Annotated in this window: 23 protein-coding genes and 3 riboswitches; of the genes, 17 read left to right on the forward strand and 6 right to left on the reverse strand. The window is 40.8% G+C overall.

The window, feature by feature from the left end:
• The first annotated feature begins 207 nt into the window (after positions 1 to 207).
• A complete protein-coding gene (locus tag NSQ76_RS06975; protein ID WP_087975546.1) occupies positions 208 to 672 on the forward strand; it encodes a MarR family winged helix-turn-helix transcriptional regulator in 465 nt (154 codons plus the stop codon).
• Between the two features lie 233 nt (positions 673 to 905).
• On the opposite strand, the gene NSQ76_RS06980 is transcribed toward NSQ76_RS06975, so the two are convergent.
• The gene (locus tag NSQ76_RS06980) at positions 906 to 3326 is read right to left on the reverse strand and encodes a bifunctional diguanylate cyclase/phosphodiesterase (protein WP_034623374.1); all 2421 of its coding nucleotides are present in this window, start codon (positions 3324 to 3326) and stop codon (positions 906 to 908) included.
• Between the two features lie 246 nt (positions 3327 to 3572).
• On the opposite strand from NSQ76_RS06980, the gene NSQ76_RS06985 reads away from it, so the two are divergent.
• The 4 genes from NSQ76_RS06985 (at position 3573) to NSQ76_RS07000 (ending at position 7404) form a co-directional block, all read left to right on the forward strand.
• Positions 3573 to 4187, forward strand: a complete 615-nt coding sequence (locus NSQ76_RS06985; RefSeq protein WP_025092317.1) for a DedA family protein — start codon at positions 3573 to 3575, stop codon at positions 4185 to 4187.
• Between the two features lie 77 nt (positions 4188 to 4264).
• A riboswitch (yybP-ykoY riboswitch) is annotated at positions 4265 to 4435 on the forward strand.
• Positions 4436 to 4466: 31 nt separating this feature from the next.
• On the forward strand, positions 4467 to 5258 hold the full coding sequence (locus tag NSQ76_RS06990; RefSeq protein WP_377939645.1) for a TerC family protein: 792 nt from the start codon (positions 4467 to 4469) through the stop codon (positions 5256 to 5258).
• Between the two features lie 215 nt (positions 5259 to 5473).
• A complete protein-coding gene (gene sigI, locus NSQ76_RS06995; protein ID WP_341053172.1) occupies positions 5474 to 6229 on the forward strand; it encodes an RNA polymerase sigma factor SigI in 756 nt (251 codons plus the stop codon).
• Positions 6226 to 7404 (forward strand): anti-sigma factor domain-containing protein, encoded by a 1179-nt coding sequence (locus NSQ76_RS07000; protein ID WP_268436388.1) that lies wholly within the window; start codon positions 6226 to 6228, stop codon positions 7402 to 7404. Before sigI ends, NSQ76_RS07000 begins: the two co-directional genes overlap by 4 nt.
• 38 nt (positions 7405 to 7442) lie before the next feature.
• Here the strand turns inward: NSQ76_RS07000 and NSQ76_RS07005 are convergent, their stop codons facing one another.
• Positions 7443 to 7637, reverse strand: a complete 195-nt coding sequence (locus tag NSQ76_RS07005) for an alpha/beta-type small acid-soluble spore protein (protein ID WP_024424662.1) — start codon at positions 7635 to 7637, stop codon at positions 7443 to 7445.
• Positions 7638 to 7760: 123 nt separating this feature from the next.
• The gene (locus NSQ76_RS07010; protein WP_025092320.1) at positions 7761 to 8477 is read right to left on the reverse strand and encodes a DUF1836 domain-containing protein; all 717 of its coding nucleotides are present in this window, start codon (positions 8475 to 8477) and stop codon (positions 7761 to 7763) included.
• A 278-nt stretch (positions 8478 to 8755) separates the two neighbouring features.
• Here NSQ76_RS07010 and htpX point away from each other — a divergent pair, with 278 nt between their 5' ends.
• The 5 genes from htpX to NSQ76_RS07035 all read left to right on the forward strand — a co-directional run bounded on the left by htpX (position 8756) and on the right by NSQ76_RS07035 (position 12099).
• Positions 8756 to 9655, forward strand: coding sequence for a protease HtpX (gene htpX, locus NSQ76_RS07015; protein ID WP_024424664.1), 900 nt, complete (start codon positions 8756 to 8758; stop codon positions 9653 to 9655).
• A 144-nt stretch (positions 9656 to 9799) separates the two neighbouring features.
• On the forward strand, positions 9800 to 11146 hold the full coding sequence (locus tag NSQ76_RS07020; RefSeq protein ID WP_080652937.1) for a TrkH family potassium uptake protein: 1347 nt from the start codon (positions 9800 to 9802) through the stop codon (positions 11144 to 11146).
• A 97-nt stretch (positions 11147 to 11243) separates the two neighbouring features.
• On the forward strand, positions 11244 to 11762 hold the full coding sequence (locus NSQ76_RS07025; protein WP_024424666.1) for a DUF421 domain-containing protein: 519 nt from the start codon (positions 11244 to 11246) through the stop codon (positions 11760 to 11762).
• Between the two features lie 6 nt (positions 11763 to 11768).
• Positions 11769 to 11933: a hypothetical protein gene (locus NSQ76_RS07030; protein ID WP_087975542.1), complete on the forward strand. Its 165-nt coding sequence runs from the start codon at positions 11769 to 11771 to the stop codon at positions 11931 to 11933.
• Positions 11926 to 12099: a hypothetical protein gene (locus NSQ76_RS07035; RefSeq protein WP_166644678.1), complete on the forward strand. Its 174-nt coding sequence runs from the start codon at positions 11926 to 11928 to the stop codon at positions 12097 to 12099. Before NSQ76_RS07030 ends, NSQ76_RS07035 begins: the two co-directional genes overlap by 8 nt.
• Positions 12100 to 12128: 29 nt before the next feature.
• On the opposite strand, the gene NSQ76_RS07040 is transcribed toward NSQ76_RS07035, so the two are convergent.
• Positions 12129 to 13148: an acyltransferase family protein gene (locus NSQ76_RS07040; RefSeq protein WP_341053177.1), complete on the reverse strand. Its 1020-nt coding sequence runs from the start codon at positions 13146 to 13148 to the stop codon at positions 12129 to 12131.
• Positions 13149 to 13441: 293 nt separating this feature from the next.
• Here NSQ76_RS07040 and NSQ76_RS07045 point away from each other — a divergent pair, with 293 nt between their 5' ends.
• The 3 genes from NSQ76_RS07045 (at position 13442) to NSQ76_RS07055 (ending at position 16372) form a co-directional block, all read left to right on the forward strand.
• The gene (locus NSQ76_RS07045) at positions 13442 to 15652 is read left to right on the forward strand and encodes a PAS domain-containing sensor histidine kinase (RefSeq protein ID WP_034623371.1); all 2211 of its coding nucleotides are present in this window, start codon (positions 13442 to 13444) and stop codon (positions 15650 to 15652) included.
• A 1-nt stretch (position 15653) separates the two neighbouring features.
• Entirely contained in the window at positions 15654 to 16145 is a 492-nt protein-coding gene (locus NSQ76_RS07050; RefSeq protein ID WP_135031912.1) for a methylated-DNA--[protein]-cysteine S-methyltransferase, read from the forward strand.
• Positions 16146 to 16234: 89 nt separating this feature from the next.
• Positions 16235 to 16372: a hypothetical protein gene (locus NSQ76_RS07055; protein ID WP_162860203.1), complete on the forward strand. Its 138-nt coding sequence runs from the start codon at positions 16235 to 16237 to the stop codon at positions 16370 to 16372.
• Positions 16373 to 16396: 24 nt separating this feature from the next.
• On the opposite strand, the gene mtnA is transcribed toward NSQ76_RS07055, so the two are convergent.
• Together mtnA and mtnK are read right to left on the reverse strand one after the other, a co-directional pair.
• Positions 16397 to 17458 carry an S-methyl-5-thioribose-1-phosphate isomerase gene (gene mtnA, locus NSQ76_RS07060; protein WP_024426829.1) on the reverse strand — a complete coding sequence of 354 codons (1062 nt, stop codon included), beginning with the start codon at positions 17456 to 17458 and terminating at the stop codon, positions 16397 to 16399.
• Positions 17459 to 17464: 6 nt separating this feature from the next.
• The gene (mtnK, locus tag NSQ76_RS07065) at positions 17465 to 18658 is read right to left on the reverse strand and encodes an S-methyl-5-thioribose kinase (protein WP_034623368.1); all 1194 of its coding nucleotides are present in this window, start codon (positions 18656 to 18658) and stop codon (positions 17465 to 17467) included.
• Positions 18659 to 18738: 80 nt separating this feature from the next.
• Positions 18739 to 18896: riboswitch (SAM riboswitch) on the reverse strand.
• Positions 18897 to 19060: 164 nt separating this feature from the next.
• Between mtnK and NSQ76_RS07070 the strand changes: the two genes are divergently transcribed.
• The 4 genes from NSQ76_RS07070 (at position 19061) to NSQ76_RS07085 (ending at position 23017) form a co-directional block, all read left to right on the forward strand.
• Entirely contained in the window at positions 19061 to 20251 is a 1191-nt protein-coding gene (locus NSQ76_RS07070; protein ID WP_341053182.1) for a pyridoxal phosphate-dependent aminotransferase, read from the forward strand.
• 44 nt (positions 20252 to 20295) lie between these two features.
• Positions 20296 to 20397, forward strand: a riboswitch (SAM riboswitch).
• Between the two features lie 102 nt (positions 20398 to 20499).
• On the forward strand, positions 20500 to 21720 hold the full coding sequence (gene mtnW / locus NSQ76_RS07075; RefSeq protein ID WP_445661660.1) for a 2,3-diketo-5-methylthiopentyl-1-phosphate enolase: 1221 nt from the start codon (positions 20500 to 20502) through the stop codon (positions 21718 to 21720).
• Positions 21720 to 22415 carry a 2-hydroxy-3-keto-5-methylthiopentenyl-1-phosphate phosphatase gene (locus NSQ76_RS07080; protein ID WP_341053186.1) on the forward strand — a complete coding sequence of 232 codons (696 nt, stop codon included), beginning with the start codon at positions 21720 to 21722 and terminating at the stop codon, positions 22413 to 22415. Before mtnW ends, NSQ76_RS07080 begins: the two co-directional genes overlap by 1 nt.
• Positions 22379 to 23017, forward strand: a complete 639-nt coding sequence (locus tag NSQ76_RS07085; protein ID WP_171464182.1) for a methylthioribulose 1-phosphate dehydratase — start codon at positions 22379 to 22381, stop codon at positions 23015 to 23017. The genes NSQ76_RS07080 and NSQ76_RS07085 overlap by 37 nt, the downstream gene beginning before the upstream one ends.
• The last annotated feature ends 14 nt before the right edge of the window (positions 23018 to 23031 follow it).

The following is a 23031-nucleotide window of genomic DNA, read 5'->3' on the forward strand; positions in this document are numbered from 1 at the left end:
GGTTTGCTGAAAAAGCTTTTTTTCGAGATGATTGTGAAAAATAAGAAGGATTTTAAAAGTTTATATCGAAACCTTATACATAACACGAATGGAGTCACTTATGTGGTTGAAAGGGTTTTCAAAAACGTACTTCTATTTTTTACGAAAGGCTCCAACTGCACCGCAAGACAGCCTTGAAGTTAAAAAAATATTATAAGAGGTAGATATGTGATGAGACTATCGTTTAATGAAGAAGAAGTAGAACGCTCAATGACGCTTTACAAGGTTTTTGCAAGAGCATTTAAAAGCGTTTCAGAACACAGTATTAGAGACAGCAAAGAGCATGGATTCAATCCAACTGAATTTGCCGTTCTTGAATTACTGTACACAAGAGGTGCTCAAAAGCTTCAGCAAATCGGCTCAAGACTCCTGCTTGTCAGCGGGAATGTGACGTACGTAATTGACAAATTAGAACGAAATGGTTTCATTGAAAGAGAACAGGACCCCAAGGATAAACGGTCGGTTTATGCCCATTTAACGGAAAAAGGGCGAAGCTATCTTGACAAGATTTATCCGATCCACTCTCTTCGGATTGCGCGTGCATTCTCTGGTCTGACACGTGAAGAGCAAGAGCAATTGATTAGTCTATTGAAAAAAGCAGGTATTCACAGTCAGCATTTATTATTTAGATAAAACGAAAAGGTGCCATTATTGGCACCTTTTAAATTGTTGACAAAGGGCTAAAGTGATCTTTATTTTAGCCCTTTGTCTTCTTCTCAGCTCAGCGTGACAGAAAACCTTTGAAGTCTAGGAAGGACGAGTACCGGAGCGGAGCGAATTGAGCATTCGTGAGCACCGGCACGCAGGACTGACACCGAATGCGAGGGTTTATCTGTACGCTGGAAGGTGCCATCATTGGCACCTTTTTATGTGTCAAGCAGCGCCGGATAGGCGATGAATTTTTCAATATCGCTTGCTGGCAGCGGTTTGGCATAATAAAACCCCTGCAGGTCGTCACAGCCCTGGGCAGATAATAGCTGAGCCTGTGCAAACGTTTCAACACCTTCTGCTATCACTTCGAGAGATAACTGGTGTCCCATCGCTATAATAGCCCCTGTAATCTGTTCAGACTTTGAATCACTTAAAATGTCCTCAATAAAGGATTTATCAATTTTCAGTCGATGAATCGGTAAATCCTTTAAATAGCTTAATGAGCTGTGGCCTGTACCGAAATCATCAATACTAATGCGGACGCCAAGCTGTTTTAGCGATGTTAACACCTGTTTTGATTGCTTGATATTGTCCATTGTCATACTTTCTGTGACTTCAAGCTCCAAGAGTGACGGTTTCAGGTCGTATTTTTTCAGTGTGAGCTTGATCAAATCAATTAAGTCTTCAGAATTGAATTGTTTCGCAGATAAATTGACAGCCACAGGAATCTTCAGCCCATCGTCATACCACATTTTTGCCTGCTTGCCAGCCGTATCAATGACCCATCTGCCAATATCAATGATCAGACCTGATTCCTCTGCCAGCTCAATAAAAGCCTCAGGTGATTTTAAGGAACCATCTGGTGCCTTCATTCTCAAAAGGGCTTCAACCCCAGTCATCTTTCTTGTTTTGGCACTGACTTGCGGCTGGTAGTGAAGGACAAATTGCTCTCTTTGAATGGCATCCCTCAGCTCCAGCTCCCGGTTTAACCTGTCCTCACTTAATCTTTCCATTGATTCGGTAAAGAACTCATAACGGCTTTGCTTATGTTTTTTGGATAAATACATGGCCATATCGGCTTTTCTCATCAGCTCCATCCCGTCTTTGCCATTTTGCGGAGAGATAGCGATCCCAATGCTGATTGACGTAATAAGCTGATGGTTCTGGATGAAAAAAGGACGTTCAAATTGATGGATGATATTTTTAGAAAATTGTTCGATTTTATGTGTATCATGATCCATGTGGGGAAAGATCATTAAAAATTCATCACCGCCAAGTCTTGCGATAAAGCCATTGTCCGGTAAACATTGCGTCAGTCTGTTTGCGGCAGCTTTCAGCAGTAAATCTCCTATGTTATGCCCGAGTGCATCATTAATAATTTTAAAACGATTTAAGTCCAGAAACAGAACTGCTGTTGATGTTTTTGACTTTTCTTGAGCGGAGAGAACATCATTTAAATGATTGATGCCGTGGCGGCGGTTAGGAAGCTCTGTTAGTGCATCATAATGTGCCATCACATGAATTTCCTTTTCTGCAATCCGCTGCTGCGTTAAATCTTTTAAAACAAGATAAATGCTGTCGAGTGAATTGTTCACATGAACAGGTATGTAAGTGACATGATAATAATAAAAACGATCTGCTGTTTTCAGTTCTGCTTCGCGTGTGATAGCTTTTTTTGACTGAGAAATAAATTCTTCCCACAACTCAGTCGGCATCACATATTGGCTGACATCATCACCAATCTTAGAATTGTACAACTCTAAGATTTGTTTACCAGAGTCATTTGCAGAAAGAACCTTTCGATCGACAGATAACACGATAATGCCGTCTATATTATGTTTGATAAGCGATTGAAACCGTTGTTCATTTTCTTTCAGCTGATCTGACTGCGTCATGATCCGGTGATCAATATAGGCCCCAAAAATCATCAGTGTTTGGACTATAAGTGTCATTAAGCCGATAAAAATCGACAGACTGAATGGCGACATTTCAAGAGATCCACCTATAGCAGCCTGTCCATTTGAATGATAAAACATGGTAGAGGCAGCCATACCAGTATAATGCATACCTGCTATAGCACCGCCCATCAACATTGAACCAAGACTCTTTAAAAGATAATTCTCTCGTTTACTTTTCGTGCGGTCAACACGAAAGAAGAGTTTCAATGAGAAGTAGGAGGTAATGGCAGCAATGAAAAACGAAAGAAAAAAGAGGACTGGATCATAGCTGATTGAGACATTGGCCATTGATTCCATTCCAAGATAATGCATGCTGCAAATAGCTGAACCCATGGTGATTGAACTAATGAGCAGCCGTCTTCTAGAGAGCTGCTTTTGAATGCATATTGAAAAAGCGATCAAGGATCCGATAAATGAGGCCAAAATCGATAGAATCAGTAAGGATGTATCATATGTAATGCCAACACGCATTTGAAATGCCATCATGCCAATAAAATGCATCGACCATATCCCCATTCCCATGATCATTGCACCAATGAGCAGCCATACCTTTTTCTTTGCACCGCTTGACTGTGCTACCCTGCTGGCTATATGAAGAGCTGAGTAGGAGGCAACAGCGGCGACAGCGATTGACAGAAAGACAAGCCATCCATTGTAGCTTCCTGTTAAATGGGTCATGTAAGAAAACCTCCTGTACTTTAAAACAGACATATACTTAATATATCGGATCGAATGGCTTCTGTGTTCACCTTTCCTTCACTTAAATACAATAATCAACGTTTTTTTCACCCTTCTTTTATAGTAAAATCAAATTTAATGTAAAAAAACGACGAAAAGCGAATCGTTTCTTCGGTTTTATTCGTTTAATATATGGTGTGATTCTAAAAGAGATAGAATCAGTCAAATGATTATGTTTGAAAGGGATTGATAAACATCGAAGATTTTATTATTTCTTTAGCTGATGCCTTTAAGAACTTGTCATACTTTGGCATCTTCCTCGCATTATGCATTGAATTTGTACCTGCTGAAGTGGTTTTGCCTCTTGCGGGTTACTGGGTCTCAGAAGGGGACATGGCTTTTATCGGTGTTGTGGCGGCCGGCTCCATTGGCGGCGTGGCTGGTCCTTTGACCTTGTACTGGTTAGGACGTTACGGCGGCAGACCCTTTTTAAATAAATATGGAAAGTACTTTTTTATAAAACCTGAGTCGCTTGATAAATCGGATGCTTTCTTTGAAAAGCATGGCGGATTCGTCGCATTCAGCGGCCGGTTCATACCAGGAGTCAGAACGCTGATCTCCATCCCGTGCGGTATTGCCAAGATGAATGTGTGGGTCTTTTGCTTGTATACGTTTTTGGCAATTACACCAATTACGTTTGTGTATGTGTATCTTGGGTTTATGCTTGGGGAGAATTGGAAAGAGGTTGGCGCCATGATAGATCCTTATCTTTTACCAATTGGGATCGGTGTTGTGTTATTGTTTGTTGTCTACCTATTGATAAAACGAAGAAAAAGAAAAACAGAAACGCCAACTGCCTAATCAATGGATTGAACAGAAAGTCAGCTGTTGACAATCCAGTGTCTATTGATTATGATATAATTAATCTAAATATTCTAAATCCCGCCAAAGGGGAGTAGCGTCCGGTTTTTACCGGAAACAAAGTCGTCATTACATGGACTGATGTTCATCGGCTTTGTTGGCATGATTCTACATATCACATGTCTAGCAAGACCTTTGCCATTACAGGCAAAGGTCTTTTTTGCATTCATAAGCCTTTGTCTGTTGTGGGACAATAGATAAAAACAAGGAGGAATGATGATGGATGCAGCTATTATTTTAGAGTACGGGTGGGTTCTGCTCGTACTGATTGGATTAGAAGGGATTTTAGCAGCTGATAACGCGCTGGTCATGGCCGTGATGGTCAAACACCTTCCTGAAAAACAAAGAAAAAAGGCATTGTTTTACGGACTTGCAGGTGCGTTTGTCATGCGGTTTGGTTCTCTGTTTCTTATTTCGTTTTTAGTGGATGTGTGGCAAGTTCAAGCCATTGGTGCAATTTATCTTCTTTATATTTCCATTCACCATATTTTAAAATCGCACGTATTTAAGAAAAAGGAAACTGAAACAAATGTGAAACAAAGCGGCTTCTGGGCAACAGTCGTGAAAGTAGAGCTGGCTGACATTGCTTTTGCCGTAGATTCCATTTTAGCGGCCGTCGCTTTAGCTGTGACACTGCCAAAAACAAGTCTTCCGCAAATCGGTGGACTCGATGGCGGTCAATTTATTGTCATTCTTTTAGGCGGTATCATTGGTCTTGTTATTATGCGATTTGCAGCAACGGTCTTTGTGAAACTGCTCAAAACAAGACCGAGCCTAGAAACAGCAGCATTTGTCATTGTCGGATGGGTGGGTGTGAAGCTCACGCTTTATACACTGTCACATCCAGCTATTGGGGTCGTATCGTCTCATTTTATCCATTCAGCATTATGGAAAGTCATTTTCTGGACAGTGCTTCTCGCAATTGCAGCATTTGGCTGGTTTTTATCAAATCCATCAAGAAAAGGCGGGCAGGAAAACGAGGAGAAGCAAGAGGCACGCCTGGGAGAGTAGGTTTTTTGAAAGAAATATCATTTCATTTTCATAACACGTATATTACAAATAAGGGGGAGATACCCCCTTATTTCTTTGCTTTTAGACGAAACATTGTAAAGTAGATGGTGACATACATGTCATAATTGAGTAACAGGAAATGAATTCCTCATTTCTTCCTTTGCGCTTCCCTCATAAATTAGCTATCATAAATGAGTAATATAGGGAGAACTGAGGTGAAACCATTGCTTAGCCTTTTGTTTAAAAAAGGAAAGAAAAAGCAAACATTAGAGCAGTCGGCTATCAGTATTCAACAAGGTGATATCGAACTGCAAAATGCATTAATAGAGCAATACAAACCATTTGTCGCTAAGACGGTTTCATCCGTTTGTAAACGATATATAGATGAAAAAGATGATGAATTCAGCATAGGCTTAATAGCCTTTAATGAAGCGATAGAAAAATACTCTGCCGAAAAAGGAAACTCACTGCTTGCTTTCGCAGAATTAATTATTAAAAGAAAAGTGATTGACTATATTCGAAAAGAAGCAAGAAATGCGTCAACGGTTCAAATGGACCTGCAAGAAAGTGAGAATGGCGAATACTCTCAAAGCATGATTGAAGCCGAGCTCTCTGCAAATGAATATAGGCGTTTAATTGAACAAGAACATAGAAGAGAAGAGATTGAACATTTTAAAGAACGATTGAAAGTATACGGTCTCACGTTTCAAGAGCTGCTTGAGCATTCACCAAAGCATGCAGATGCCAGGCAAAATGCCATTAAAGTAGCCCGTACACTCGTTGAACACGATGAGCTGAGAACCATTTTATTTCAGAAGAAACAATTGCCTGTCAAACAGCTGGAAAAGTTAGTGGAAGTCAGCCGCAAAACGATTGAGAGAAATAGAAAATATATCATTGCGATGGCGATCATTATGACAGGTGATTATGTGTATTTGAAAGATTACCTTAAAGGGGTGCTTAATTCATGAGAAGAGGCATTATAGTAGAGAAAAACAAAAAATATGTCACGCTGCTGACCCCTGATGGACAATTTCTGCGGACTAAATATGAAGAGCAAAACTATGAAATCGGCCAAGAAGTGACATTTCCGAATGAATCACGTCTCGAAAGAAAAAGAGCCGGTTTTTTTGACCTGCTTCGTTTACGTCCGTTAAATGCAGGAATTCTATCAATAGCAGCGATTATTGTCGTAATTTTTACTATGATGCCATCTTTCTCAAGTCAAAAAGCATATGCGTATATGACAATTGATATTAACCCAAGCTTTGAGCTGAAGCTTGATCACAATTATCAAGTGATCGGTGTCACACCGCTGAATAAAGATGCAAAGCAAGTACTGGCGAGTATGAAGGATTTAGAAAAAAACGACATGACCAAAGTCGTCCAGGAAATTATAGATGACTGTGACAAAAAAGGATATGTGAACCATTCTAAAAGTATTTATATTTCAACCGTTTATGAAAACAAGCAGGACAATACATATAAAACAAACGTAAAAAGCAAAATTAACACCATTTCTGGTGAATATCAAAAACGCAATTATAAGTTGGAAACTGTGGAAAGTGACATGGAAACAAGAGAAAAAGCTCAAAAGGCAGGCATTTCAACAGGAACATATATTAGAAATCAAGAAATGCAAGATCAAGAACATGAAGACATCAAAAAGGATGAAGACGGAGCAGATAACGATGCTGTGAAGGAAGAAGATCCTAAGAAACATGATGAAGAACAAGCAGATAAAGACAAACAAGAAGACGTAAAGACAGACGATAGCGAAGAGATGCAGCCAGATCAAGAGGCTCCTGAAGCTGAGGACAAAGAGCAGAAGGAGGCAGAGAGGGAAGAGCAAGGATCTGTTCAAAAGCCTCAAAAACCTGATGATGCAAGCAAAGACAACAAGATAAAGGAAGAAAAGGATCATTCTTTCGATAAAGAGCAAAAAAAAAATCATTCAACTGATCCTGATGAAAGAAGACACTGGAACGGCACATCACGTGGTGATGTGGAAAAACATGCAAAAAAAAACGGCAGGGATCAGAACAATCCATCCGCTGAACAAAAAAGAGAACATGTGAAGCAAAAAGGGAAAGGTGCACCGTTTCCTTATCGCGAGAACCGGCATGAGCACACATATGAACAATAAAAAACGCCAGATTAGCTCCGGCGTATTTCACCATGTCTTTATTTAGATTGATTGCCCATTTGTGATTGAGCCTGTTGAACGAGTCTTTTTGTGATTTCACCGCCAACAGAACCGTTTGCACGTGAGACTGTATCTGAACCGAGAGTGACGCCAAATTCTTGAGCGATCTCGTATTTAAATTGATCTAAAGCTTGTTCTACTCCAGGAACAAGAAGTTGATTTCGATTTGCCATGTCATATTCCTCCTTTCACCTCATGTTTGTTGCGCCTTCTTATTTTGAAAAAAAAGCCGCACATTTATGCTGGCAATTGCTGTACAAAAAAACCGAGATGATGAAGGTCACCTCGGTTCTTATTTATCCCTTATTCAGCTGAAGCGTATTATACATCATTTCTTGAGCTGTACTTTGCAAATGAGAAGTAAATACAGAGAAGACGGTAGAACTGATAATGCCTTTAATCAAATTCCATTGGCTCTTCGTCAATTCTGTAAACTCGTCATGGAGCTTGTCTGTCTGCTCCTCAGTTATTTCTCGTAAATTTGTTTCCTTTAATGGAAATTGTGTATGGTGATAAATAAAATCAAGGACGTGCGCATATGCTTCATAAAAACGGATTGGACTAATAATATCATCTGTTCGATCTGTGATGGTGTTAAATAAGGCAGATAAGATCATACGAATGGTATCGAAGTCAAAAACTGATTTTAAATCCCTGACAATTAATAAAATAACGACCTGATCAATAGAGTACTTCTTGCCAAGCTCTGGATGGCCAATCATATCTTTAATATCACGTTTGATCCAATTTTGAATCGCCGTCGATTTAAGAGAAGTCAGCTCACACAAGTTGCCAAGCTCAACAATTTCATTTGTAGAAAGACCATGCTCTGATTTTTGCTTCCGCCGTTCAAGCTTCTCAAAAAAAGACGGGATCTTTAATTCATCATAGTCATGATCCTTGCCATTTTTTACAGATAGTTTCAAAAGCTGAAGCGGAGTCAGATCTCCCTCTCCTTTTAGAGAATACAGAAGTCTTGTCATGTCAATTCTCGTTAATTTAAAAGTAACCATGTTCCACCTCATTTGTACGTCAAAACGTGATTATTGATCTAATTCAACATCATAGTCTCTTTTTGATGAAAATGCAAAATAAACTCAAATTCAAACCTGTGCGTCACAATTTGTTCACTTTTCTGCTGGGGCAAATGTCGTAAATATTGATGTGATGGGGCTTTAGCCGTTATGATAAACAGAGAAAGTGATTCCTTTTTCCTTGCAATTTGAGACGTTTATTTTTATAATTTTATTAATAAGTTCATTTGAACTTAATATTACAGCGGAGGTTATGTATGGGTAAGAGAATATTTCTGTTTATATTAACGAACATTCTTGTTATCACTACGATTGGTATTGTACTGTCGGTTATTAGTGCAGCAACTGGTGTTGGTTCTTATATAGGAGCAGACGGAAGACTTAATATCCTTTATCTTCTTGTATTCAGTGCAGTTGTTGGTTTTGTTGGCTCGTTTATGTCACTTGCAATGTCTCGCTGGATGGCAAAAATGATGATGGGTGTACGTGTGTTAAATCCAGAAAAGGATTCATTAACATATGATGAGCAGCAGCTTGTTGACCGCGTGCACAGACTTTCAAGAGCAGCAGGCCTTTCTAAAATGCCTGAGGTTGGTATTTATCAATCATCTGAAGTCAATGCATTTGCAACAGGTCCTTCTAAGAGGAGATCACTTGTTGCAGTATCAACAGGATTGCTTCATGAAATGGATGATGCAGCAGTTGAAGGTGTAATCGCCCACGAAGTCGCTCACGTTGCGAATGGTGATATGGTGACGATGACGCTGCTTCAAGGAATCGTCAACACGTTCGTTGTGTTCCTTTCAAGAATTGCGGCATGGATCGCAAGCCGTTTTGTTTCACGTGAAGAGCTTGTGCCGATTGTTCACTTTATCGCTGTGATTGTTTTCCAAATCATTTTTTCTATCCTAGGAAGCCTTGTCGTGTTTGCATATTCTAGACACCGTGAATTCCATGCAGACCGCGGCGGAGCCGACCTTGCAGGTAAAGATAAAATGATTCATGCGCTTCGTTCACTTGAGGCGTACACGTCAAGAATCAAAGATGATGATCAAACAGCAGTCGCTACGCTGAAAATCAGCGGTAAACGAAAAGCTTCTCTTTTCTCAACACACCCTGATTTGAACGAAAGAATCAGAAGACTAGAAGCAAAATAAGAAAGACGAAAAGACATTCTTTAACAGGATGTCTTTTTCTTTTTGATGAAAAAGAAAATAAAGCATAAAATAGCTTTAAAATCATGTCTCTTTTCATTAAAATGATAAAGGTATTCGAAAAGATAGATAAAAGAAGGAATGACAATGAATCCTATAAAAAAGCTAATTGACCGGCTGTCAGCTTTTCAGTTGATTGCCCTTTATTATTTTCTTGCTGTGACCGTGTCGTTTATTCTTCTCAGCCTGCCAGTGGCTCATCAAGAGGGAGTCAAATGGACATTCATTGATGCCTTGTTTACAGCGGTGAGTGCGGTAAGTGTTACAGGACTGACTGTTGTCGACACCTCACAAACATTTAGTGTGGCAGGGATGTGGATCCTTGCGTTTGTTCTGCAAATTGGAGGCATCGGCATTATGACGCTCGGTACCTTCGTATGGCTTGTCATGCGAAAAAGAATTGGAATTAAAGAAAGAAAGCTGATCATGGCAGATCAAAACCAAAGCAATTTATCTGGAATTGTGAAACTAATGAAGCAGGTCTTATATTTAATTTTGCTGATTGAGTTTGTCGGCGGGCTGATTTTAAGCATGTATTTTCTCAAGTATTACGATGTGCAAAGCGCTTTCTTGCATGGCTTCTTCTCAAGTATTAGTGCGACAACCAATGGTGGCTTCGATATTACAGGGAGCTCTCTTATCCCTTACAAAGATGATTATTTCGTCCAGTTTATTACAATGCTGCTGATCATCTTTGGAGCGATTGGCTTTCCTGTGCTTGTGGAAGTAAAGGATTATTTGTTCAATCAGGACCGTAAGCACGCATCGTTCTCATTGTTTACAAAAATCACCACGCTCACGTTCGGCGGCCTTGTCGTTGTTGGAGCGATTGGAATCTATGCACTTGAAGCCGGGTTTAGCTTTGTAGGGAAAAGCTGGCACGAAATCTTGTTCTATTCTTTGTTTCAATCGACTGCAACAAGAAGCGGGGGGCTGACAACGTTAGATATTACGCAGCTGACGGAACCGACGCTTTTATTTTTATGTATGCTCATGTTTATCGGGGCTTCCCCAAGCTCTGTGGGGGGCGGCATTCGGACAACTACGTTTGCTCTTAATTTACTCGCCTTGTTTCATTTTGCTAGGGGAAATAAGTCCATTAAAATCTTCAAGAGAGAGCTTCATCAAGCGGATATTAATAAATCCCTTATGGTAACCATGATGGCGTTTATTTTGGTCTTTGGCGCTACGTTCCTGTTATCCTTAACAGAGCATAATACACTTCTTGAAAATTTATTTGAAGTTTGCTCTGCTTTCGGAACAACGGGGCTGTCGCTTGGGATCACCTCAGATCTCACTGTGTTTGGTAAATGTATTATCATGGTGGTCATGTTTATTGGCCGGATCGGCATTCCAAGCTTTTTATATTTAATAGGCCGAAGAGAAAGCGAAGCAAATTATCATTATCCGAAAGAGCGCGTCATTATTGGTTAAACAGCATTCAAATGGAATGCTGTTTTTTTATTTCCATTATCTAACTGGCTAAATCATATGGGATGTTCGCAATCTATAGGTAAGAGGTGAACGAGACGTGCTTGATGTATTATGGAAAGCAATTGTCATGCTGCTAGTTGGTACCTTGCTGCTGAGAATAGCAGGGCCTAAATCCATTAGTCAATTAACTGTACAACAAACAGTGATTATGATTTCAATCGGATCGATTATTATCCAACCCTTTATTGAGCATAATTTACTTGAAACCATTTATGCAGCTACCATCTTTATTGTGGCACTTGTCATTATGGAAAAGCTGTCGATTCAATCGGATTTTTTTGAAAAATTGCTTTCAGGAAAATCGGTCGTGATTTTACAGGATGGCGAAATGCTTGATCATAAGCTGAAGAAAACAAGGCTCACAAGGGATCAATTTAAAATGCGTTTAAAGCAGCAAGGCATCACTGACATCAGCTGTCTCAAAAAAGCCACGCTAGAAGCCAATGGACAAATTGGCTATGAGTTAAAACCTGAGGAAAAGCCAGTGACGGTCAAGCAAATGAAAGAACTCCTTGACCAATTAAGAGAAGAACTAAACCTGTCAAAAAAGGACTGAATGTAGATGAAAAGAAAAGCAGCGAAAAATGAAGCATTAACAAATAATATGACGCCGACAGAAAGCATGGCACATGATCAAGGACAAACCCAATTTGACGAACAATCAAGAGATCGTCAGGCAAACCGAAATTCTCATAAAGGAAAACAAGGGGGAGCATCTCGTGACTAAGAAGCATATGAAGAGCAAAGAGATGAAGGACCATAAAAAGCCAATGGACCCAGATATTTTAGAAGAGGAATTTGGCAGTGAGCTTGGAGATATTAACAGCAGCAAATGGATTGATACATTGGTGAAGCCAAAGAAAGATGCTGCATGTCAGCAGAATAAGAAATAGAAAAAAACGATCCATGAAGGATCGTTTTTTTATTTGATATAACTCCCCTGCCTGCCAGTGATCGTTCGCATGAAGTTGTTCATTTTAAGCTCAATCACTGGCTGTGCAACGGTTTTGACAAAAGTGCTAGACAGGGTAAAGGTTAACAAAATGGTCAGCAGCAATAAAATGAGTACACTTGCTGCATTTAGCGCCCAGTCATCAAACCAAGTGGTTCTTAGCAGTTTGATCACAAAGCCATGTAATAAATAAACATATAACGTTCTTGTTCCCCATTTTGTAAAGAAGAAACGGCGTGTCGGAACTAATGCAAAGAAGCTGAATGTAGCGCCAAATGCAAGCAAATACCATGCCATTCGTTTCATCGCCGCAATCATTCCTTCATCTCCAAGAGAAGCATACGACTTTGAGCCAAATAAGAAGGAATAATCAAATTCATAGAAGTAGCAAAACAGGAACACAGCCATTAATACAAAAAATGCTGCAAGCTTTCCTTTGCTTGTACGGATGAATTCAAAATGCTGCTTTTTTAAATAGAATCCAGCTAAAAACATAGGCAAAAAGACAAACGTACGTGATAAGCTGAGTGTATCGCTGATGCTGTCCACATAACCGACAAGTAATGCAATCGATAAACTGACAATCATCGCCCAGTGGAACGGCAGTTTTGAAAAAGGAATGAGCAGCAAGTTCCAAAAGAATAAACTAATTAAAAACCATAAGGACCATTGCGGATCAATTGGATTTAAATTGGCCATGCTTTGATCCTGTAATAGATAATAGTAAACCGAATAGATCACCTGAAAGATTAAATATGGGATGATCAGCTTAACGGCGACTTTTTTCATAAAGCCCGGTTTTCTAAACCCTTTTGCAAAAAAGCCAGAAACTAAAATAAAGGCGGGCATGTGAAAGGTATAAATAAACTTGTATAAATAGAGCATCCAGTCATTATCATGAATGAATGATCGTAACAAATGACCAAAAACAACTAGAAAAATCAGAAGGAATTTCGCATTATCAAAATAACTATCTCGTGAAGATGCCATAACATCACCTTTCCTGCTCGTTTTCGAACATAAATGTTCTAAGTGCACTGTTCCCTTATTTGCCTCATTCTAAAATACATTTTCGCTTAATTCGCTATTTGATGTGAAATTGTAGTACGGTTGTAAAAGAAGCGTAAGAAAAGTGAATCGTTATACAATCCTGTCATCCAAATGAAATAAATGAGACAGTCTTCGTGTAAAAAGTTATCTTTTTTTATGAGTCGAATGAAGGAACAATGAAAATATTGTAGAAATATTGTAGAGGAATGAGGCTGGAAAAGGAGTGTAAGAGAATGACTGAAACGCTCGATGGCAATAGGTTAACCCCTGCGGGAGATATCAGAAAATTAGAAAAAGAGAACGAATATTTGCGAACTGAGTTGATGCAGCAAAAAATGCTGTTAAATAAGACGCTAGATGCCATTTTTATATTTGATCAGCACCTCAACATCATCCAAGCCAACGAAGCAACATGCAGGCTTGTCCAGACACCGAAAGAAGACCTCCTCAATAAATCCGTTCTAGATTTCTTATACGGCATCCCGAAAGATAAAGTTGAATGCTCACTCGATCTATTTTTTCGCAAAGGTACGTTAAAAAGAGAAATCTCCATTCAGCTGGAAAATGGCGAAACAAAATACATTGAATTTGTCGCAGAGCACGACACCATGAATCAGCAGTATATAGTGGTTATGCGAGATATTTCATCAAAGAAAATATTAGAACGAGAACGCTCCATGAATGAGCAGCTGTTCAAAGATTTGTTTGACCGAGCCATTGACGGGATGGTCATTTTTGATCAGGATGGCTGCATGATTGATGCAAATCATTCTTTTTGTCAGAGCTTTGAGCTGCAAAAGACTGATTTAACCGATCGCTATTTACATGAATTTGTCGAAGAAGAAAACCTTCCCGCCTTGCAGCATCTTTTAACGTCACTTAAAGAAACAGGGAAAGCAAAAGGGGAGCTTCCTGTTACCCTTCAATCTGGCCAGCACAAATTATTCGAACTCACCATTACATCAAATGTGATGAGTGGTTTTTATATGTCCATCATGCGGGATATTACAGAAAAAAGGCTGATGGAAGAGAAGCTGTTAAAAAGTGAAGAACGCTTTAGAGAAATTTTCGAAAATGCAATGGATGCCATCATCATATGGGCGGACGATGGAGAGATTGTGAGAGCCAATGAATCAGCCTGCCGAATTTTTGAATTACCAATGCACTCGCTGATTGGCAAAAAACTTACCGACTTTCTCGTCAAATCTGATAAGAGATATAGACCAACAAGAAGACGCTATATCCGGAATCATGAAATAAGGGAAGAGCTATTGTTCAAAATGGCAAATGGACAGTATAAAGAGCTTGAGTTTACATCAAAGCATGCGGTATTAGAAGGACAGCACTTAACCATTTTACGTAATGTAAGTGATCGAAAAAGAATGGAGCAGGAGCTGCGCGAAAGTGAGCTTAAATTCCGCAAAGTATTTAATGGATCAATGGACGGCATTGTTCTTTTTGATAATCAATATCGAATCATTGAAGTCAATCCATCTGCCAGCGAGCTGCTTCAATTGAAGGACGATCATTTAACAGAAATGAATCTTTTCCACATCCTTGCCCCTTATCAAATAGAAAATTTGGCTCAGCCTGCCGAGGCGATGTCATTAGATGAAATGGATAATGAGGTTCCGTTTGTACTGAATCATCCAGATCAGCGTATCCTGGAATTCTCTTTTAAACGCAACATTATCCATAATATGAATTTGGCGATCTTTAGAGATGTGACAGAGCGGAAGGAATTAGAAGAGCGGGTGAGAAAATCAGATACCCTTCATGTGGTCGGAGAGCTTGCCGCTGGAATTGCTCATGAAATTAGAAACCCGATGACAGCCTTAAAAGGCTTCATTCAGCTGTTAAAAGGAAATATAGAAGGGGAGTATTCGCTCTATTTCAATGTCATCACATCAGAGCTGAAAAGAATTGAATCCATCATCACCGAATTTTTGATTTTAGCGAAACCGCAAGCCATTGTATATGAAGAAAAAAATGTGGTGCAGATTGTGAAAGACACGATGGATCTACTGCACGCACAGGCGAATCTTGGCAATGTTCAAATGCATCTCAATGTGCTGGATGAGATTCCGCTCATTTATTGTGAACAAAACCAATTAAAGCAGGTCTTTATTAACATTTTAAAAAATGCAATTGAAGTCATGCCGCGCAAAGGAAATGTCTATGTGAGCATTCAGCGGAAGGGCGAGGAGCATATTGTCATTTCACTGCGTGATGAAGGTTGCGGAATGGCAGAGGATAAGCTAAAGCGTCTAGGTGAGCCTTTTTATACAACGAAAGAAAGAGGAACTGGACTTGGCTTAATGGTTAGTTATAAAATTATTGAAGAGCATCAAGGAACCATTGAGGTAGAAAGTGAGGAAGGCGTAGGAACCGTCTTCCATCTCACGCTGCCACTCAGGCAGCAGAAACAAGAAGGAGAGCAGTAACGTGTATTATACCGTCTATCACGCACCCATCGGGGAATTATACATACTAGAAAAGGATGGTGCCATCATCGAGGTGATGTTTGATGATGAACCGTTTTTAGCAAAAAAGCAGGCAGCGAATCTAAAGCAAGCAGATACGCCTGTCTTACAAGAAGCGAAAAAACAGCTAGATGAATATTTCAAGGGTGAGCGTCAAGTATTCGATCTCCCGCTCAAGCAAACAGGTTCCCCTTTCCAAGAGCAGGTGTGGGGAGCATTGTCGGCCATACCATATGGTGAATCAAAAAGCTATGCAGACATTGCAGAAGCGATTGGCAATCCAAAGGCTGTAAGAGCCATCGGACAAGCTAACAGACGAAATGCATTACCTATTTTTATCCCATGTCACAGGGTGATTGGTAAAGACCGGTCTCTGACGGGCTATGCAGGATCGAAGACAGACATGAAAGCGGTCCTCCTTGAATTAGAAGGCATCCCATTTGTTCAAAAATAAATCGATTGACCTGTTCCAAATGTTTGTCAAGCGACATATCCTTTTATTAAGCTAAAAAAGTTGGTTGAGGGAAAAAGGAGGGCGCTGGCATGTTTTGGGGCAAAAAAGGTAAAATGTATGCCGTTACGTCACTATGTGTCAAAATGAACGTTTTGACAGAAGAACAAAAAAAAGAAATCTTAACAAAAACGAATCAAGAAACAAAAAAGCGCGGTGCTCTTAAATGACAAGAACACGGCGCTTTTTTGCGATCATTGGGAGATGCTTTCGGCGAAAAGAGCATCAATCTCTTCTGCATAGTTCGATGTGATAATTCCCTTTTCTGTAATAATGCCTGAAATAAGATGATGAGGAGTGACATCAAAGGCGGGATTGAATACCTGAACATCAGGCGGTGCAATGGGGACGCCGTTTAATTCCTTTACTTCCAGCGGGTCGCGCTCTTCAATTGGAATATCTGACCCGTCGCGGGTGGATACATCAAAGGTTGAAAGCGGTGCTGCTACAAAAAACGGAATGTTAAAATGCTTGGCTAGAACGGCAAGACCTAACGTTCCAATCTTATTCGCTGTATCTCCATTACGGGCGATACGGTCAGCTCCAACAATGACAGCAGAAATTTGCTTTTCCTTCATCGTATGGGCTGCCATGTTATCTGTAATGAGCGTCACATCCACGCCGCCTTGCATAAGCTCCCATGTTGTCAGACGAGCACCTTGAAGAACAGGGCGTGTTTCACATGCATAAATGTGAAGATCAAGATTTTTCTTTTTGGCTAAATAAAAGGGAGCAAGGGCTGTTCCGTACCGGCTCGTTGCGATGGAGCCTGCATTACAAATGGTCATGATACGGTCACCTGATTTAAAGAGCTGAAGAGCATTTTGACCGATTTGTCTGCATGTTTCTTCATCTTCAATTTGAATTTGAATGGCTTCATGGACAAGGTCTGTTTTGGCTGCATTCACTGATGCTGCACGCTGAATGCGCTGCAGCAGCCGGTCTAATGCCCAGGCGAGGTTCACAGCGGTTGGACGAGCACTGTTTAAATATTCTTTGATTCGAATGACTTCTTGTTTAAACACATCCATTTCTTCTGTCTCAATGGCTTGTGCACTAAGCGCCAGCCCAAAAGCTGCTGTAATGCCAATCGCAGGCGCTCCGCGTACTTTTAATGACACAATCGCATCATACACATCTTCTTTCGTATATAAATGCTCAAATACGGTTTCGGCCGGTAATTTTTGCTGATTTAAAATGTGAATACGGTTTTCTTCCCATTCGACAGAACGGGGGACTTCAAATTCTTTTGACAAAACCCGTCACTCCTTTACAGATGGCTGGAATAATGCGACGAGATCAGACGCTGTTTCCACTGTATGATATTGTTTGATAAATGTTTTTCCAAGTGTCAGTGCTGCTTTTTTCTGCTGAATCCGTCTAGTTGGTGATGGAATCGCATCAAGATCAGCGGCATGAGCAAGACCAATTGTTCGGCGGACAAGCTCACAGCCGGCAAAGCCTGTCGCTTCTTTTAAAATCCGGTCAAAGGTTGTTTCTAAAAAGCTGTCCGATACACTAAACGCTTCAATGCTGTCCTCTTTCCAAGCTCTTGTGAACACTTCTTTGAAGGTTGCCCATACATTGACGACATGGTCAAAAAGGTGCTGCTGCTCGTGTTCATTCTCGCGAGATAAAGCATTCAGGAACAGATTGGCGATAAAGTGGCCGATATCGAATCCAAAGGGACCGTAAAACGCGAATTCTGGATCAATGATTTTCGTTTCAGTCTCATTTGCAAAAATACTGCCTGTATGAAGATCTCCATGAACCAATGTTTCAGCTGATGTCAGGAAGATACGCTTCAATTCCGCTGCTTTGGCTTGCAGCTCAAGATCTTTCCAAAGCGCTTCTGCTGATTCTCTTAATTCTTCTTCGAAGTCATTTGTTTCACTATCAAAGAAAGGGTCTGTGAAGACGAGTTTTTCTGTAATATCACACAGGTCAGGGTTCGTAAACTGCTTCACAAATTGTTTTTTGATTTTAGGATTTGTCGCAAAGTCAGATGTGTAAAAAAGTGTTTTTCCTAAAAATTCTCCAACATGATCAGATAAATGCGGATATTGTTTTCCGGCAATTAGCCCTTTTCTGACGATTTCTAAGTGAGAGAGATCCTCCATGGCTGTCACTGCAAGAGCTGTATCTGAATAGTAGACTGCTGGTACGAGGTGCGGCGCATATTCTGACTGCTTGATCAGGGCGGCACTTTCAATTCTTGCCCGGTCTAATGTAAGCGGCCAGCTCTCCCCAACCACCTTTGCATAAGGCAGCGCCTGCTTGATGATCAATCCTTTTTCTTGTTTGTGATCATAAATATGAAAGACGTAATTTAAATTCCCGTCACCAATTTCAGTACATGTCAAATGACTGCTTTCTTGGATCAAACCAAGTCTAATTGCGAGTGCAACTGCCGAGCTTTCTGTTAGTTCTTCATATGATGCCGTAAGTGTAACCAATTGCTTCCCCTCCAAATCATATAAAAAAGCCTCTTTCTCCTGAGAGAAAGAGGCTTGATGGTGTGTATGCTCAAAGCCTCTCTTATCTCTCAGCACATACGTCTGATGGAATTAGCACCGTGCCCTATAAGACAATTGTCTTGGCGCGTTACTTGCTGCGCCCCACTTCACAGTGGTATTAACGGTCGGTTGCTGTTGGGGTCAAAAGGCCAAATCCCTCGCCCAACTCTCGATAAGAGAAATCAATATGTAATTGTTTCGTGTCTGTTTGCATTTCTTAATTCAAGATATTATCAGAGCGTTGCTTTACATGTCAATCTTTTTTCAAAATTGCTTTACAATTCATAAAACAATCCATTACAGTGATTGTATTGTCACGTAACTTGAATAGAAGGTGAAGAAATGGAATTCCAGCAATCAGATGTGTTGAAACAATTACCGAAGCAATTTTTTGCGTCCCTTGTCCAAAAGGTGCAGAAAAAAGTGCAGGAAGGGGCAGATATCATTAATTTGGGGCAGGGAAATCCTGATCAGCCAACTCCTCCGCACATTGTAAAAGCCATGCAGGAAGCGGTAGCAAAACCTGAAAATCATCAATACTCCTCATTCCGTGGAACAGCGAAATTAAAAAAGGCTGCTGCCGCTTTTTATGAAAGAGAATATGGCATCACACTTGATCCAAAGACGGAAATTGCGATTTTATTTGGCGGGAAAGCAGGGCTTGTTGAGCTGCCGCAATGCCTGCTGAATCCAGGTGATACGCTTCTTGTCCCTGATCCTGGCTATCCTGATTATTGGTCAGGCGCTGTGCTTGCTGGAGCGCATATGGTAACCATGCCACTTCTTGAAAAAAATCATTTTTTACCTGACTACGATTTGCTGCCTGAGGATGATAAGAAAAAGGCAAAATTAATGTACTTAAATTACCCCAACAATCCGACGGGGGCTACGGCAAGCCGTTCATTTTTTGAAGAAACCGTTACATTTGCGAAAGATCACAAGCTATGTGTTGTCCATGATTTTGCATATGGCGGCATTGGATTTGATGGAGAAAAGCCGCTCAGCTTTCTGCAAATAGAGGGAGCGAAAGAGACGGGAATAGAAATTTACACCTTGTCTAAAACGTACAATATGGCAGGGTGGAGAGTAGGATTTGCAGCTGGAAATTCATCTGTTATTGAAGCCATTGAGCTTTATCAGGATCATCTGTTTGTCTCCCTGTTTAAAGCCACTCAAGATGCAGCAGCGGAAGCGCTATTAAGCGATCAAACGTGCGTACAGGTGCAAAATGATCGATATGAGAAAAGGCGGAATGTATGGATTGCTGCCTGCAAAGAAATTGGCTGGGAAGTCAGTGCACCAAAGGGATCATTTTTTGCTTGGTTAAAGGTGCCGGAAGGATATACATCTGAAGCCTTTTCTGACTTATTATTAGAGAAGGCACATGTTGTGGTTGCGCCAGGTAATGGCTTTGGTGATCACGGTGAAGGGTACGTGAGAGCAGGGCTTCTAACAAGTGAGGAGCGGTTACAAGAAGCTGCTCAGCGCATCGCTGCCTTGAATCTGTTTGAAAAAAAGCCATTGACAACATAAAAAAATGGTGCGATAATTCAGGCAATATTTAAGAAAATTGAATATTCTTATCAAGAGTAGGCAGAGGGACTAGCCCAATGAAGCCCGGCAACCGACTTCCATGAAGCACGGTGCTAATTCTTGCAGCAAGCGCTGAGAGATAAGATTCGGATGAATGACACGAAACAACCTCTTTAAGGCGCTCAAGAAGCACTTGAAGAGGTTTTTTTATTGAACATATGCATGACGCAATCGAAAGGGGATTCCTAGTGAGTGAATTACTGGCAACATACGTATTAACACATCGAGAGGATGAACAAATAAATCGAAAAGCAGAGCAGATCGCGCTTGGTTTAACAGTTGGATCATGGACGGATTTGCCGCAGCTCAAAAAGGAGCAGCTTCAAAAGCATAAAGGCCGAGTTGAAAAAGTATTAGAAAAAGCTGCTCCAGCCGAAAATGGTCTTTATCAATCAGAGGTGACGATTGCTTATCCTGAGGCAAACTTTTCAGCTGATTTACCAGCAGTTTTCACGACGATTTTTGGAAAGCTTTCACTAGATGGAAAAGTGAAGCTAGTCGATATCCAATTTTCTGAAGAATTTAAAAAAAGCCTGCCAGGACCTGTATTTGGAATTGATGGCATTCGAAAAAAGGTAAATGTGTTTGATCGTCCATTATTGATGAGTATTTTTAAAGGCGTTATCGGCCGTGATATGCAGGATTTAAAAGAGCAGCTCCGTTTACAGGCATTAGGCGGGGGTGACTTCATCAAAGACGATGAAATTTTATTTGAAAGTCCATTAGCTCCTTTTGAAGAGCGAATCAAAGAAGGAAAAGCGATTTTAAAAGAAACCTATGAAGAGACAGGACACCGCACGCTGTATGCTGTCAATTTAACGGGCAGAACCTTTGACCTGAAGGATCGGGCGAGAAAGGCCGCTGAACTTGGGGCAGATGCGCTCTTATTCAATGTCTTTGCTTACGGCCTTGATGTCATGCAAAGCCTAGCTGAGGACCCAGACATTCCATTGCCGATTATGGCGCATCCCGCTGTGAGTGGTGCTTTGACATCCTCTCCTGAATATGGATTCTCGCATTCTCTTCTTTTAGGCAAATTAAATCGATATGCTGGCGCTGATTTGAGCCTTTTTCCCTCACCTTATGGGGCGGTTGCACTTCCGAAAAAAGATGCCCTTGGAATCTATGAAGCTTGCGTGAAAGAGGATACGGTTCAAAAAACATTCCCTGTCCCGTCAGCAGGCATTCATCCAGGAATGGTTCCAGTATTAATCAAAGATTTTGGAATTGATCATGTGATAAATGCAGGCGGAGGCATTCACGGACATCCGCGGGGAGCCATCGGCGGAGGGAAGGCATTTCGTTCGATCATTGATGCCGTGATTCATGAAGAGTCCATCCAAGATAAGGCGGCTTCCTGCCAAGACTTAAAAGCGGCACTTGATCTTTGGGGAAGGGTAGCAGAATAATGAAAAAACCAATTGTATGTTGTGATTTTGATGGAACAATTACAAAAAATGATAATATCATCCGCATCATGAAACAGTTTGCACCAAGTGAATGGACGAAGCTGAAAGATGGTGTCCTGTCAAAGGAAATCACCATTCAAGAAGGCGTCGGGCAAATGTTTCAATTACTGACAAGTGATCAGAAGGATGCCATTCAATCATTTATTTTAGAGGATACAGAGATTCGAGAAGGATTTAAGGAATTTGTGGATGAGGTAAAAAAAGCAGACATTCCTTTCTATGTACTTAGTGGGGGGATGGACTTTTTTGTCTACCCCATCCTCGAAGGCATTGTCGATCGAGACGATATTTATTGCAATCATGCATCATTTGGGGAAGAGCATATTCAGATTGAATGGCCGCATGCCTGCGATACGCAATGTCAAAATGGGTGCGGATGCTGCAAGCCCTCAATCATTCGAAACCTGACTCATGAGGATGATTTCATCATCATGATCGGAGATTCAGTGACTGATGTGGAGGCGGCGAAACATGCAGATCTTACGTTTGCGCGCGACTACTTGCTCAATGAATGTCAAGAGCTCGGGCTCGTACATAAGGAGTATGACACATTTATTGATCTACACGCGCAATTTGTTCAAATAAAGGAAGTGAAGGAATGGCAGACGCAAAGAGCAAACGCTGGCAGGAGCTAGCAGACGTTAAACGTGAACTGGCCCAAAGAGACTGGTTTTTCGGAACAAGCGGTAATTTATCGATCAAGGTGTCGGATGATCCAATCACGTTCTTGGTGACGGCAAGCGGCAAAGATAAACGAAAAGAAACAAACGAAGATTTTGTGCTAGTAAATGCGGCAGGCCAGCCACATGATCCGAACGAGACGCTTAGGCCATCAGCTGAAACACTGCTTCACACGTACGTGTATAGACGGACGAAAGCAGGCTGCTGCCTCCATGTCCATACAATCGATAATAATGTGATGTCAGAGCTATATGGGGATAAGGGAGAGATTCGTTTTAAAGGCAACGAAATCATCAAAGCGCTTGGTTATTGGGAAGAGGATGCAGAAGTGTCGATTCCGATTATTGAAAATCCAGCTCATATTCCGCATCTTGCAGAGCAATTTGCCAAACATCTGACACTAGAGGCGTCATCTGGTGCTGTACTCATTCGCAATCATGGCATCACGGTCTGGGGAAAAACAGCCTTTGAAGCAAAACGAGTATTAGAAGCATATGAATTTTTATTTAGCTATCACTTAAAATTAGCGCTTTATCAACAGCAGCTTGTAAGATAAAAAGGAGGAAAAGC

Source organism: Bacillus sp. FSL M8-0256, from assembly GCF_038005765.1.
In the GTDB taxonomy this organism is placed as follows: Bacteria; Bacillota; Bacilli; order Bacillales; family Bacillaceae; genus Bacillus; species Bacillus safensis.

What these genes read in the sequence shown, in the direction of transcription:
- NSQ76_RS06980 (WP_034623374.1), bottom strand. Translation starts at nt 3,326, where the DNA reads ATGACCCATTTAACAGGAAGCTACAATGGATGGCTTGTCTTTCTGTCA.
- NSQ76_RS06990 (WP_377939645.1), top strand. Translation starts at nt 4,467, where the DNA reads ATGGATGCAGCTATTATTTTAGAGTACGGGTGGGTTCTGCTCGTACTG.
- NSQ76_RS07000 (WP_268436388.1), top strand. Translation starts at nt 6,226, where the DNA reads ATGAGAAGAGGCATTATAGTAGAGAAAAACAAAAAATATGTCACGCTG.
- NSQ76_RS07005 (WP_024424662.1), bottom strand. Translation starts at nt 7,637, where the DNA reads ATGGCAAATCGAAATCAACTTCTTGTTCCTGGAGTAGAACAAGCTTTA.
- NSQ76_RS07010 (WP_025092320.1), bottom strand. Translation starts at nt 8,477, where the DNA reads ATGGTTACTTTTAAATTAACGAGAATTGACATGACAAGACTTCTGTAT.
- htpX (WP_024424664.1), top strand. Translation starts at nt 8,756, where the DNA reads ATGGGTAAGAGAATATTTCTGTTTATATTAACGAACATTCTTGTTATC.
- NSQ76_RS07020 (WP_080652937.1), top strand. Translation starts at nt 9,800, where the DNA reads ATGAATCCTATAAAAAAGCTAATTGACCGGCTGTCAGCTTTTCAGTTG.
- NSQ76_RS07030 (WP_087975542.1), top strand. Translation starts at nt 11,769, where the DNA reads ATGAAAAGAAAAGCAGCGAAAAATGAAGCATTAACAAATAATATGACG.
- NSQ76_RS07040 (WP_341053177.1), bottom strand. Translation starts at nt 13,148, where the DNA reads ATGGCATCTTCACGAGATAGTTATTTTGATAATGCGAAATTCCTTCTG.
- NSQ76_RS07045 (WP_034623371.1), top strand. Translation starts at nt 13,442, where the DNA reads ATGACTGAAACGCTCGATGGCAATAGGTTAACCCCTGCGGGAGATATC.
- NSQ76_RS07055 (WP_162860203.1), top strand. Translation starts at nt 16,235, where the DNA reads ATGTTTTGGGGCAAAAAAGGTAAAATGTATGCCGTTACGTCACTATGT.
- NSQ76_RS07070 (WP_341053182.1), top strand. Translation starts at nt 19,061, where the DNA reads ATGGAATTCCAGCAATCAGATGTGTTGAAACAATTACCGAAGCAATTT.
- NSQ76_RS07080 (WP_341053186.1), top strand. Translation starts at nt 21,720, where the DNA reads ATGAAAAAACCAATTGTATGTTGTGATTTTGATGGAACAATTACAAAA.
- NSQ76_RS07085 (WP_171464182.1), top strand. Translation starts at nt 22,379, where the DNA reads ATGGCAGACGCAAAGAGCAAACGCTGGCAGGAGCTAGCAGACGTTAAA.